A 12,545-nucleotide genomic window follows, 5' to 3' on the forward strand; every position below is an offset into this window, starting at 1 on the left:
GCCTCGGTTACGTCACACTATTGGGCAACCCACGCCGTCATACGGCGGGGGCCACCCTGGTCATCGCGTTGATGACCCGGTCCATGGCGTCGCCGCCACGCGGATCGGTCAGGTTGGCCAACAGCTTCAGCACGAACCGCATCAGCGTCGGGTGCGGCATGCCGTGCTTGGTGGCGATCTTCATGATCTGCGGGTTGCCGATGAGCTTTACGAAAATGTTGCCGAGCCGGTAGTAGCCGCCGTACCGGGCCTTGAGCTCAGCCGGGTACGCCGCGAGCGCGCGCTCCCGGGAGGGGCCGGCCGGACGGGCCAGCGCCTGCACGGCCACCTCGGCGGCCAGTTCACCCGACTCCATCGCGTACGCGATGCCTTCGCCATTGAAGGGGTTGACCATACCGCCGGAGTCGCCGACCAGCAGCACACCCCGCGTGTAGTGCGGCACCCGGTTGAAGCCCATCGGCAGCGCCGCGCCCAGGATCGAACCGTCGGCGTTGGCCTCGTCGCTCATGCCCCACTCCGGCGGGGTGCTGCCGAGCCAGTCGACCAGCAGCCGCCGGTAGTTCGTCTTGCCGAACGCGGCCGAGGAGTTGAGCACGCCGAGCCCTACGTTGACCCGGCCGTCGCCCATGCCGAAAATCCAGCCGTATCCGGGCAGCAGCTTCTCGCCGGCCTCGCGGCTGCGCAGCTCAAGCCACGACTCCAGGTAGTCGTCCTGGTGCCGGACCGGCGAGTGGTAGTACCGCCGGACCGCTACACCGATCGGCCGGTCTTCTCGCTTCGCGAGACCCATGGCGAGCGGGAACCGGCCGGACACGCCGTCGGCCGCGATCGTGAGCGGGGCGTGGAACTCCTTCTCCTCGCCGTCGATCTCGGCCACCACGCCGGTGGCGCGGCCGTTGCCGTCGAGCACCGGCCGGACGACGTTGGCCTTGGTGTGCAGCACCGCACCGGCCTTGACCGCCTGCTTGGCGAGCATGTCGTCGAAGTCGAGGCGGGTGCGCACAAGGCCGTAGTTGGGGAAGCTGGCGAGCTCCGGCCAGTCGAGCTCCAGGCGTACGCCGCCGCCGATGACGCGCAGGCCCTTGTTGTGCAGCCAGCCGTTTTCCGGGCTGGTGTCGATGCCCAGCTTGACGATCTGCTTGACCGCGCGAGGGGTGAGGCCGTCGCCGCAGACCTTTTCGCGGGGGAACTCGGTCTTCTCCAGCAGCAGCACCCGGAGACCGTGCCGGGCCAGGTGGTAGGCGGTCGTCGAACCGCCCGGACCGGCGCCTACGACGATGACGTCGGCTTCGTCGGTCACCGGTTCACCTCCACTCGGGCGCTAGTGAAATGCTTCACAAGCGTTTCCGAGTGGAGTCTAGAACCGCCCAGGCCCCCTACAGGTCTTAGGTCACCCTAACCAGCCCAGCCTGCGACCCGCTTCCCCGGACTTTCCGTCGATCAAGGACAAATGCACGTGCCTGGATCTCCGATCCGTGTGCTTTTGTCCTTGATCGATGCAGATCACCTTGATCGGTCAGGCTGCGGGGCCGCCCGCCGCCACGTCAGCGGCCGCGCAGGGCGCGACACCACCGGAGGGTGAGTCCGCCGGCGGCGTGGGGTCCGGCGCGGATTCGCCGGGCACCGAGGCGCCTGCGCGGGCTAGCGCAGCCATCAGGTCCGCGGCGAGTTTCTGAGCGGCTTCAGGGTCCTGGGCGGCAAGCTGCCGCATCTGCGCCACCGTGTCGGCGGTGTCGTCGGTCTGCCCCAACATGTGACGCAGCTTACTACCACAAATATCCCTTTTGTACGATCCGCGTCTGTGCCTCGCAAAGAAAACCCAGCCCAGGACGGGGCCGGGCACAGCGCCTATTGGCGGACCGCACGGTGGAGGGCGACTATGCCGCCCGTCAGGTTGCGCCAGGCGACGTGGCCCCAGCCGGACGCCGCGATCCGGGTCGCGAGACCTGCCTGGTCGGGCCACGCACGGATGGACTCGGCCAAATAGACATACGCGTCCGGGTTGCTCGCCACCTTGCGCGCCACCGCCGGCAGCGACCGCATCAGGTACGACATGTAGGCGGTGCGGAAGGCCGCGTTGGTCGGGTGACTGAACTCGCAGACCACCAGGCGCCCGCCCGGCCGGGTAACCCGTGCCAGCTCGCGCAGGGCCGCCGCGTTGTCCACCACGTTGCGCAGCGCGAACGAGATCGTCGCGGCGTCGAAGGTCTCGTCGGCGAAGGGCAGACGCAGGGCGTCGCCGGCCAGCAGCGGCACGTCCGGCCGGACCCGGAGCCCCGCCTGGAGCATGCCGATCGAGAGGTCCAGCCCGACCGCGTACGCCCCAGATGTGGCCAGCTCCACAGTGGATACGCCGGTGCCGGCGCCGACGTCGAGCACCCGCTGGCCCGGCCGGAGTCCAAGCGCCTCCCGGGTGGCGCGGCGCCAGCCCCGGTCCTGCCCGAACGACAGGATCGTGTTGGTCAGGTCGTACCGCCGGGCCACGCCGTCGAACATCGCGGCGATCTCGTGGGGCTGCTTGTCCAGATCAGCGCGGGTCACGTCGACAACTTTGCCAGGAGCTACGCAGACACCGAGGGCGGGGTGGTTGTCCACCCCGCCCTCGACGCCTTGCTCTATATAAACGACCGTCAGGCGGTCGGGGTCTCATCGCCCGGCGTCACCAGGACGACCTTGCGACGGCGGGACATCACGAGGAGAACGCCGCCACCGGCCAGCACGGCCAGGCCCACGCCACCGATGAGGCCGGCCTGGACACCGGTCACCGGCAGGTCGCCGCCGCCACCGCCACCGGTGCCGCCGACGAACACCGAGAACTCGGAGTCGTTGTCGGCCGGGTCGATGTCAGCGAGGACCTCTTCGGCCTTCTCGGTGAACTGGTCGAACACCTTCGAGGCGGTCGCGGCCCGCGCCGCCGGGGAGGGCGACTCGATCGCGGAGAAGCCGCCGACCTTGAGCGTGCCGCCGGTGAGGGTCACCGGGCCGGAGGCGTCCTTGGACACCTTCACCGGGAATACGCCACCGAAGGCGTCACCGGGGGCCAGGACGGCCTCGGAGTCCTGGCAGAGCAGAACCCGACGGTCGCCGCTGATCGTGCAGCCCTCGTAGTCCTCGATGAAGCTGACCTTCTCCGGCAGCGTGACGCCGACCCGGAGGCCCTGCGAGCCCTGGTCGCCCTGGTTCAGCACGATCCACGGCAGGGCACCTTCGCCGCCCGGCGGGACCGGCTTGAGCTCCTCGTCGCCTTCCTCGCCGAACGCGTACACGTCCGAGGCCACGCTGAGCAGGTCGACGCCGCTCTTGGTGACCTCTACCGGAACGCTGGACACGTTGTTGCCGGCAGCAGGGTCGGCCACAGCCGACTTGATGGTCAGCTTGAACGTGCCCGCAGGGCCGGGCTCGGCGCCTTCGGCGACGAAGAGCGGCAGCGGGATCGCCCAGGTCTCGCCGGACGCCAGGTCACCGAGGTCGAGGACGACCTCGTCCGCTTCCGCCTTTACGACGTCGACCCGGTCTGCCTCTTCAAGCTCGTCGACGTCGATCGTGACCTGCTTCGGGTCGAGCCCGGAAAGGTCGATCGCCACCTGCGTGGCGGCGGCCACACTCGGGCCGGCGTTCTTCACGTCGTACCGGAACAGCTTGAGTCCGGCTCCGATCGCGATCTTGCTCGACACCGCCTTGACCGAAACGTCGGCCTCGTCGGCGGCAAGGGCCGGAGCGGCGAACAGACCGGTCGCGAACAGACCGACGGCGCCGGCGCCGGCATACGCCAACGCACGTGTGCGGAAGTGCATCGAAGCTTCCCCCGAGTGAGGTTAAGGAAAACGAAAAGTTCGAGGCGGGACGCTAGCGGTCAGCGGTCGCGCCCCGCTACCCCTCTTGAATTCCCCGGAGAAGGCTCGACGTTCGCTGTTAGTGGCGATTGTCCAGTTTGGTGCGTCGTTGGGTGGGCGGGACAGTCGAAAGATAAATCGGGTCGCACATGATCTGTCGTCCGTTCGACCGATCATTGACACACGTCAGCGTGACGAGGAGGTGACCATGTGTCGCCGAATCAGCAGTGACAGACCAATGCCGACGACCAGAGCGCCGCCTCCACGGCCGTGTGACCAGCCCGATCGGACCGCCTATCACGGGAAGCGACCCCGCCGCCAGCGCCGCCACGCTTCTGCGTACGGATAACAAAGTCATCTCGATTATCGGTGGCATCGATTTCGCCGACCGAAAGGGACGGTGACACCCACCGGCTAGCGAAGTTCGCGTTCGCCGGCGTGCGACAAAGACGAGGATCGAACCAGCGAGGAGCGTCGCGAGGCCGATGGCGGCGACGGCGCCGGGTGAGCCGCCGCCGGTGACCGGCAGGCTGCCGCCGCCGCTCGCGCTGGGGCTGGGCGTCGGACTCTTGGTGGGAGTCGGGCTCGGGCTGGGTGAGGTGGCCGCCGCGACGAACACCGTGTACTCGTCGGTGTTGTCGGTCGCGTCAACGTCGATCTCGATGCCAAGCGGTGCCTTCGCGGTGAAGAAGTCGCCATGCTCGACGGCGGGAGCCCGTGCCGCGGTAACGCCAGCCTCGATCGGCGCGGCGGTGAGGGTGCCCCCGGTCAACGCCTTCGGACCGGGAGCGTCGGCGGTAACCTTGACCCGCCAGTAGAACCAGCCCGACGACGGCGGGTCCTCCTCGTTTTCCGGGTCGTCCTCGTGCGCCGGCACCAGTACGACGTCGGCCCGCGAGCAGACCGCACGGCGTGCGGTCTGGTAGTACGCGCAGCCGGCCAGCCTCTCGGTGAACCAGACGTGCGCGGGCAACGCGATCGTCACGGTGACGCCCGTCACCGGCGTGTCGCCCTGGTTCTGCACGAAGGCCCAGAGGGTGCCGGTGCCGCCCGGCGGGATCGGATCGTTGCCCTCGCTGCTGTCCAGGTACACGTCGGGTGCGAACAGTCGCAGGTCGGCGCCCTCGCCACCGACGGCGACCGACGCGGTGGCCGTGTTGTTGGCCGGGACGGGATCAGCCGTGTCGGCGGTCACCGGCCTTGACCACCCCGGTGTCGAGCTTGCACACCAGCAGACCCGACGCAGTGGCCCAGCCGACGCGCGAAAGCATAGACAGAACGTTACCGGTTGACCTCAAGCAGAGGCAGCCCCGCACCGCCACCGGGCAGCGCGATGGACGAGAAGTGCGAAACCACCCGCTCGTCGACCGGGTCGTCGGCGGGCGTGCGGTGGACGGCCAGGTGCCGGTACAGCGTGTCGCGCTGAGCCGGGATGCGGCCGGCGGACCGGATCATCCAGATCAGCTCGTGCAGGTTGGACCGGTGGCGGGCGCCGGCCGAGGAGATGACGTTCTCCTCCAGCATGATCGAGCCGAGGTCGTCCACACCCATGTGCAGGGAGAGCTGACCGGCCTCCTTGCCTGTGGTGAGCCAGGACGCCTGGAGGTGCGCCACCTGCTCGAAGAAGAGCCGGGCCACCGCGATCAGCCGCAGGTACTCCAGCGTGGTGGCCTGCGTGCGACCCTTGAGGTGGTTGTTTTCGGGCTGGTAGGTCCACGGGATGAAGGCGCGGAACCCGCCGGTGCGGTCATGCACGTCGCGGATCATCCGCATGTGCTCGATGCGTTCGGCGTGCGTCTCACCGGTGCCCATCATCATGGTCGCGGTGGACTCGACGCCGAGCGTGTGCGCGAGCTCCATGACCTCCAGCCACCGCGCGCCCGACTCCTTCAGCGGCGCGATGGCCTTGCGCGGCCGGTCCGGCAGCATCTCGGCGCCGGCGCCTGCGATCGAGTCCAGGCCGGCGGTCTTGATCCGGGTGATCGCCTCTTCGAGCGAGACACCCGACACCTTGGCCATGTGCAGGATCTCGCTCGGGCCGATGGAGTGGATGGCGAGCTGCGGGTACGCCGACTTGACCGTGGAGAAGAGCTCCTCGTAGTACTCGACGCCGTACTCGGGGTGGTGTCCGCCCTGGAGCATCACCTGGGTGGCGCCGAGCTCGACCGCCTCGCCGCACCGCCGCAGGATCTCCTCCATCGGGTGCGACCAGCCCTCGCGGTGCTTCGGCGCCCGGTAGAAGGCACAGAACTTGCACGCGGTCACGCACACGTTCGTGTAGTTGATGTTGCGGTCGATGAGGTACGTGACTATGCCGTCCGGGTACCGGCGGCGCCGCACCGCGTCGGCCGCCTCACCCAGGGCGTGGAACGGGGCGTCGGTGTAGAGGAGTAGCGCCTCCTCGGGCGTGATCCGCCCGCCGTCGGCGCCGCGCTGGAGGATGCTCTCGATCTCCCGATTCACAATCCGAGCGTACGTGAGCACACCCCCGCCGATATGCTGGCAACCCCTCTAGCTGTGAAGGCCGCCGCACTTGTGACCGCTACCGTGATCGCTCCCGCGACACCCGCGGCCGGCAAAGTTGATCAACTTCGGCGGCACTGGGTCTTCGGCGCGCTCCTGCTGCTCGGTGGCGTCCTACGGCTGCTTTTCATGATCGCGTACCAGCCTGCCTTCTGGTTCTACGGCGACAGCGGCTCGTACATCCGGCTGAGCGAGGCCCCGCTCGCCCCGCACGTCAGCCGCGGCCTCGGCTTCGTCGTACTGCTCAAGTGGCTCGAACCCACCGGCACCTTCATGTCGGTGGCGCTGGTCCAGCACCTGCTCGGCCTCGGGCTGGCCGTGCTGGTGTACGCCGTCCTCCAGCGCCGGGGCGTGGCCCGCTGGATCTCCTGCCTGGCGGTCGCGCCGCTGCTCTTCGACGAGCTGGCCGTCACGGTGGAGCACTACCTGCTCCCCGACACGCTCTTCACGGCGCTGCTGGCCATCGGCGTGCTGCTGGTGCTGTGGCACCACAAGCCCGGCTGGCTGGCCACCGCCGGCTGCGGGATCCTGCTCGTCGCGGCCTGGTTCACCAAGCCCAGCGCCCTGCCCGTAGTGCTCCTGGTCGGGCTGTACCTGCTCGCGATGAGGGTGGGCTGGCGCCCGCTGGTCGCGTACGCGGTCGCGTTCGCCGTGCCGTACATCGCGATCATGCAGTGGATCGGTGACCGGCAGAGCGTCTACGGCTCGCAGACCGGCATCGCCCTGTACGGCCGGGCGGCCATCATCGCCGACTGCGACCGGATCAAGCTGACGCCCGAGGAACGCACGCTCTGCCCGGTGGCGCACTACGACCGGGCCGACGCGTACTTCTGGCTGCGGCCACAGCACATGCAGCGGATGGTGTACACGCCGGAGGGCGTCAAGCTGGTCACCGAGTTCTCCATCGCGGTGATCAGGCAGCAGCCGCTGGACTATCTGCGTTCGGTCGGCAAGGAGTCGCTGGCCCACTTCGTGCCCGGGATGCGTCTGGGACCGATGCACGAGTGCCTGCGCGAGCGCTGGGCGCCGCCGGAGCAGTGGCGTGACACCACGCCCGTACCGGATCGGTGCCCGCCGGCCCGCGCCCGCCCGAACTACGCCGACGACTTCGCGCCGCTTTCGAACGCGCCCGCCGCGACCCCGCTCACCCGCGCCCTGGACGTGTACGGGAAGTACGTCCGCACGATCCCGCTGATGTTTTCGGCGGCGCTCCTGCTGACCCTCGCCGCGCTCTTCGCCGGACGCCGGGTGCCCGGGCGCACCCGGCTGGCCACGGTGATGCTCCTGCTCGCCGGGCCGGGCCTGACCGTGCTGACCGTGCTGCTTGGCATGTACGAGGCCCGGTATGCGCTGCCCGCGCTGCCGCTGGCCGCCGTCGGCGCCGCGCTAGCCTTGCATGGGTTGATCAACAAGCAGGGGGAGAACGTCGATGGAGCACCGCCGGCCGGGTAACTCCGGTCTGTCCGTGTCGGTCGTCGGGCTGGGCCTGCTGCCGTTCTTCCCGCTGGAAAGTCTGAACGAGATCACGCGTCATAGTCGATGACCACCCGGTCGGTGGTAGGGCTGGACTGGCAGGTCAGCACGTATCCGGCGGCCAGCTCGTCCGGCTCCAGGGCGTAGTTGCGGGCCATCACCACCGCGCCCTCGACCACCTTGGCCCGGCAGGTCGAGCACACGCCGCCCTTGCACGCGTACGGCAGCTCGCCGCGCACCCGTAGCGCCGCGTCCAGTACCCGCTCCCCCGGCGCCATCGTGAAGTTGGACGACCGGCCGTCCAGCAGGATGGTGACCTGGGCGCCGCCGGCACCCTGGTCGGGTTCGGGGCGGCGCGGCGGTGCCGGAGCGTCCTCCACGTGGAAGAGTTCAATGTGGACGTGAGCGGAGCCCAGCACGGCCTTGGCGTCCATCACCAGGCCGTGCGGTCCACAGAGGAACCACTCGTCCACGTCGGACAGATCGAGGGCCTCGACCAGCGCGGCGAGCCGGTCCGCGTCGATGCGCCCGGAGAGCAGCCGGGCATCCTGCGGTTCCCGCGACAGCACGTGCACGACGTGCAGCCGGTCCGGGTACCGGTCCTTAAGGTCGCTCAGCTCCTCGGCGAACATGACGCTGCGCGCGTACCGGTTGCCGTACAGCAGCGTGAAGCGGCTGCCCGGCTCGGTGGCCAGCGCGGTCGCGACCAGCGACAGCACCGGGGTGATGCCCGAACCCGCGACGACCGCGCCATAGTGCCGGACCCGGTCCGGCGCGAACGCCGTGGTGAAGTGCCCGAGCGGCGGCAGCACCTCGACCGCGTCGCCGGGACGCAGGGTGCGGGCGGCGAAGCCGGAGAACGCGCCGCCGGGGATCTCCTTGACCCCGATTCGCAGCCGGCCCGACGCTGCCAGCTCCGCGGGCGTCGAGCAGAGGGAGTACGACCGGCGCACGTCATCGCCGTCCGAGCCGACCCGCCGCACGGTGAGATGCTGCCCAGCCCGGAACCCGAACGCCTCCCGCAGCTCCGGCGGCACCGCGAAGGTCACCGCCACCGCGTCGTCGGTGATCCGGTCGACGGCCGCGACGGTGAGCGGATGGAAAACCGGGCGCCGCCGCACCGGCCGCGTGATGGTGACGGTCATGCGCCGCCTCCCGCAGCCGTCATCAGAGTGCCTTCACGTGGTCGAAGGGCTCGGCACAGGCCCGGCAGCGCCACAGCGCCTTGCAGGCGGTGGAGCCGAAGCGGCTGAGCTGCTCGGTATCGGGCGATCCGCAGCGCGGGCAGCGGACGGTGAGACTCAGCCTGACGGGACCGGCGCGGTGCGGCGGCGCGATCCCCGCCGCCGCGAGCTTCGCCCGGCCGGAGTCGCTGATCCAGTCGGTGGTCCAGGCCGGCGCGAACACGGTCTCGACGGCGACGTCCCGGTATCCGGCCGCACGCACTGCCGCCTGGACGTCTGCCCGGATAACGTCCATGGCCGGGCAACCGGTGTATGTGGGCGTGATGGTGACGGTCACCCGCTCACCGTCGACCCGCACGTCCCGCAGGATGCCCAGCTCTTCGATGGTCAACACCCGCAGTTCGGGGTCGACCACCGCGGCGGCGGCCTGCCGTGGTGTCACCATTTCGCCCCTGGGTACGCCCGGTGCAGCACCTGCATCTCGGCGAGCAGGTACGACAGGTGCTCGGTGTGGACGCCCGACCGCCCGCCGGTCGGCGCCCATCCGTCGTCGGCCGGGCGCACCAGCGTCGCCTCGTCGAGGACAGGCTCGACGATCGCCAGCCAGTCGGCCCGGCTGACCTCGCCGGCGGTCAGCTCGTGCGTGTACGGCCAGACCTGGTCGACGGCGTCCTGCATGCGCCGGTGCGACTCCTCGGTGCCATCGCCCAGGCGGATCGTCCACTGTGAACCGTGGTCGAGGTGGTACGCGGACTCCTTGCGGGTCTTGGCCGCGATGGCGGCGAGCCGTTCGTCGGGCCCGGCGGCGAGCGCCGTATAGAGCGGCAGTTGGTACGCGGACAGGAAGAGCAGCTTGGCCATCGTGACCGCGAAGTCGCCGTTGGGCAGCTCGACCAGCAGGCAGTTGCGAAAGTCGCGATCGTCGCGCTGGTAGGCCAGCGTGTCCTCGTCCTTGCCGAGGGACTCGCCAGCGTAGCTCAGCAGTAGTCGCGCGGCGCCGAGCTGGTCGAGCGCGATGTTGGCGAGGGCGACGTCTTCTTCCATCTCGGGTGAGCTGGCGTGCCACTCGGCGAATCGCTGCGCCGCGATGAGCGCGTCGTCACCGAGTTGCAGAAGGCGCTCGACGTCGCTCACAGGTGCCGCACCCCGTCCGGTACTTCGTAGAACGTGGGGTGGCGGTACACCTTGTCGGCGGCGGGGTCGAAGAAGGCGTCCTTTTCGTCCGGGCTCGCCGCGGTGATGGCCGTGGCGGGCACGACCCAGATCGACACCCCCTCCTGACGGCGGGTGTAGAGGTCACGGGCATTACGCAGCGCCATCACGGCGTCGGGTGCGCGCAGGCTGCCGACATGCCCGTGCGACAGACCACGCCGAGGCCTGACGAAGACCTCCCACAACGGCCATTCACCGCTCATTTTGCGTGCTTCTTCGCATATGCGGCGGCGGCTTCGCGCACCCAGGCGCCCTCGGCGTGCGCGCGGCGCCGATGCGCGGTCCGCTGCCGATTGCACGGGCCGTCGCCCGATATGACCCGCTTGAGCTCGTCGTAGTCGGGCTGCGTGTAGTCGTACGCCTGCCGTTGCTCGTTCCACCGCAGGTCGGGATCCGGCAGCGTCAAGCCGAGCACCTCGGCCTGCTGCACGCACATGTCGACGAACCGCTGCCGCAGGTCGTCGTTGGAGAACCGCTTGATCTTCCACGCCATCGACTGCTCGGAGTGCGTCGAGTCGGCGTCGGGCGGCCCGAACATCGCGAGTGACGGATACCACCAGCGGTTCACCGCGTCCTGCGCCATGGCTTTCTGGCCACCGGTGCCGTGGGCGAGTGTGTGCAGGATCTCGTAGCCCTGCCGCTGGTGGAACGACTCCTCCTTGCAGATCCGGATCATCGCCCGCGCGTAGGGGCCGTACGAGCAGCGGCACAGCGGCACCTGGTTGACGATCGCGGCACCGTCGACCAGCCAGCCGATCGCGCCGACGTCCGCCCAGGTGAGCGTCGGGTAGTTGAAGATCGAGCTGTACTTCTGCCGGCCTTCCAGCAGCATTTGGACCAGTTCGTCACGGCTCACGCCTAGTGTCTCGGCGGCGGCGTACAGGTACAGGCCGTGCCCGGCCTCGTCTTGGACCTTGGCGAGCAGGATGGCCTTGCGCTTGAGCGAGGGCGCTCGACTGATCCAGTTGCCTTCGGGCTGCATGCCGATGATCTCGGAGTGGGCGTGCTGAGCGATCTGCCGGATCAGCGTCTTACGGTAGGAATCCGGCATCCAATCGCGCGGCTCGATCTTCTGATCGGCCTCGATCACCGCGGTGAAGTAGTCGTCGAGCCCTTCACTGCCGACGACCCGGCGCCCGGCGGCGTCCCGGAGCGCCTCCTCAGCAGCCTCGACCTCATCCAGAAGTCCATCGTTCCCGTACACCCCACCAGTGTTACAGCTGAAGTGATGCACGGCCAGCGGGTGTCACAAAATCCACTGTTGGTAGTCGATCAACTACGGCATGGCGTATCCGGGTTCTGGACGTAGACTCCACGGGTCCATCCCTCCGGCTACACCCCTGGAAACACCCCCCATGCGCCCTCGCGTGATCATGCTGTTCACGATCGCGGCGATCGTCCTCGGTGGATTCGTACTCGTACCCGCCGCGTTCGCCCGACTCGGGCGAGACGAGCCCGACGCTGCCCCGGCGCCGGCGGCATCGCCGTCGACCTCGCCGTCGGCTGAGGCGACGACGCCGAAACAGAATCCGACACCCAGACCGACACCGGACGCCGAAAACCGAACCACCCTGGCCGCTGGACCCGTAGAGGTTGATGTGGATGGTTTCTTCGGGTGGGCGCTGCTCGACCGCGCCACCGGCACGATCGCCGGGTCGAAGAACATCTCCGCCACCAGTTCCACCGAGTCGATGATCAAGATCTGGCTCGTCTCCGACTACCTGCGCCGCGCCGCCGAGCGGGGCGAAAAGCCGTCGGCCGAGCGGCTCGCACAGGCCAGCACAGCGATCCGGGACAGCAACGACGACGCCGCGCAGTCGCTGTACGTGGCGGGCGGCGGCGACCCGGTGGTCACCCGCATGATCTCCATCTGCGGGCTGACCGACACGAAGATCGGCCGGTCGGGCTGGTGGAGCTACACCCAGATGTCGCCGCGCGACGCGGTGCGTCTCGGTGACTGCGTCAAGAAGGGCACAGCCGCTGGCCCGCAGTGGACCGGCTGGGTGCTGAACGAGATGGCGCGCGTGCGCGGTACGACGGCCGACAAGGACCAGCACGAAAAGTCCGGCGGCGGTCGCTGGGGCATCATCGACGGCCTGCCCGACGAGATCGTCAAGCGAGGCGTCGGCATCAAGAACGGCTGGACCCGGATAGGCGCGGATGGCATGTGGCACCTCAACTGCCTAGCGGTGGCAGACGACTGGGTGCTGGCCGTCACGACCCGCTATCCGATCGAGTACGGGCTCGACTACGGAGCCAATGTGTGCGCGAGTGTCGCGAGGCAGCTCGTGACGCAAACCCCCGAAACGAAGGGCTAACC

Annotated in this window: 13 protein-coding genes; 2 read left to right on the forward strand and 11 right to left on the reverse strand. The window is 69.0% G+C overall.

Going from position 1 to position 12,545, the window contains the following annotated elements; all coding sequences use genetic code 11:
- Positions 1 to 37: 37 nt before the first annotated feature.
- The 6 genes from V6V89_RS04695 to mqnC form a co-directional block, all read right to left on the reverse strand.
- Positions 38 to 1,300, reverse strand: coding sequence for a geranylgeranyl reductase family protein (locus V6V89_RS04695; RefSeq protein WP_334617684.1), 1,263 nt, complete (start codon positions 1,298 to 1,300; stop codon positions 38 to 40).
- Positions 1,301 to 1,516: 216 nt separating this feature from the next.
- Positions 1,517 to 1,753 (reverse strand): hypothetical protein, encoded by a 237-nt coding sequence (locus V6V89_RS04700; protein ID WP_334617685.1) that lies wholly within the window; start codon positions 1,751 to 1,753, stop codon positions 1,517 to 1,519.
- Between the two features lie 95 nt (positions 1,754 to 1,848).
- A complete protein-coding gene (locus V6V89_RS04705) occupies positions 1,849 to 2,541 on the reverse strand; it encodes a demethylmenaquinone methyltransferase (protein WP_334617686.1) in 693 nt (230 codons plus the stop codon).
- A gap of 89 nt (positions 2,542 to 2,630) precedes the next feature.
- Entirely contained in the window at positions 2,631 to 3,794 is a 1,164-nt protein-coding gene (locus V6V89_RS04710; protein ID WP_334617687.1) for a hypothetical protein, read from the reverse strand.
- A gap of 118 nt (positions 3,795 to 3,912) precedes the next feature.
- On the reverse strand, positions 3,913 to 5,028 hold the full coding sequence (locus V6V89_RS04715) for an LPXTG cell wall anchor domain-containing protein (protein WP_334617688.1): 1,116 nt from the start codon (positions 5,026 to 5,028) through the stop codon (positions 3,913 to 3,915).
- Between the two features lie 86 nt (positions 5,029 to 5,114).
- Positions 5,115 to 6,296 carry a cyclic dehypoxanthinyl futalosine synthase gene (gene mqnC / locus V6V89_RS04720; RefSeq protein ID WP_334617689.1) on the reverse strand — a complete coding sequence of 394 codons (1,182 nt, stop codon included), beginning with the start codon at positions 6,294 to 6,296 and terminating at the stop codon, positions 5,115 to 5,117.
- 72 nt (positions 6,297 to 6,368) lie between these two features.
- Here mqnC and V6V89_RS04725 point away from each other — a divergent pair, with 72 nt between their 5' ends.
- A complete protein-coding gene (locus V6V89_RS04725) occupies positions 6,369 to 7,808 on the forward strand; it encodes a phospholipid carrier-dependent glycosyltransferase (protein WP_334617690.1) in 1,440 nt (479 codons plus the stop codon).
- A 71-nt stretch (positions 7,809 to 7,879) separates the two neighbouring features.
- Here V6V89_RS04725 and paaE read toward each other — a convergent pair whose 3' ends face one another.
- The 5 genes from paaE to paaA are packed head-to-tail and all read right to left on the reverse strand — an operon-like array spanning position 7,880 to position 11,459.
- Positions 7,880 to 8,974 carry a 1,2-phenylacetyl-CoA epoxidase subunit PaaE gene (paaE, locus tag V6V89_RS04730; RefSeq protein WP_334617691.1) on the reverse strand — a complete coding sequence of 365 codons (1,095 nt, stop codon included), beginning with the start codon at positions 8,972 to 8,974 and terminating at the stop codon, positions 7,880 to 7,882.
- A gap of 22 nt (positions 8,975 to 8,996) precedes the next feature.
- A complete protein-coding gene (paaD, locus tag V6V89_RS04735; RefSeq protein WP_334617692.1) occupies positions 8,997 to 9,458 on the reverse strand; it encodes a 1,2-phenylacetyl-CoA epoxidase subunit PaaD in 462 nt (153 codons plus the stop codon).
- Positions 9,452 to 10,147 (reverse strand): 1,2-phenylacetyl-CoA epoxidase subunit PaaC, encoded by a 696-nt coding sequence (gene paaC, locus V6V89_RS04740; RefSeq protein WP_334617693.1) that lies wholly within the window; start codon positions 10,145 to 10,147, stop codon positions 9,452 to 9,454. Before paaC ends, paaD begins: the two co-directional genes overlap by 7 nt.
- Positions 10,144 to 10,428, reverse strand: coding sequence for a 1,2-phenylacetyl-CoA epoxidase subunit PaaB (paaB, locus tag V6V89_RS04745; RefSeq protein ID WP_334617694.1), 285 nt, complete (start codon positions 10,426 to 10,428; stop codon positions 10,144 to 10,146). The genes paaC and paaB overlap by 4 nt, the downstream gene beginning before the upstream one ends.
- Complete coding sequence (gene paaA / locus V6V89_RS04750; protein ID WP_334617695.1) at positions 10,425 to 11,459, reverse strand: 1,2-phenylacetyl-CoA epoxidase subunit PaaA; 1,035 nt, start codon at positions 11,457 to 11,459, stop codon at positions 10,425 to 10,427. Before paaA ends, paaB begins: the two co-directional genes overlap by 4 nt.
- Before the next feature lie 121 nt (positions 11,460 to 11,580).
- On the opposite strand from paaA, the gene V6V89_RS04755 reads away from it, so the two are divergent.
- Positions 11,581 to 12,543 carry a hypothetical protein gene (locus V6V89_RS04755; RefSeq protein ID WP_334617696.1) on the forward strand — a complete coding sequence of 321 codons (963 nt, stop codon included), beginning with the start codon at positions 11,581 to 11,583 and terminating at the stop codon, positions 12,541 to 12,543.
- Positions 12,544 to 12,545 lie beyond the last annotated feature (2 nt).

Origin of the sequence: Micromonospora sp. CPCC 206061, from assembly GCF_036906915.1 — a bacterium.
GTDB lineage: Bacteria > Actinomycetota > Actinomycetes > Mycobacteriales > Micromonosporaceae > Phytohabitans.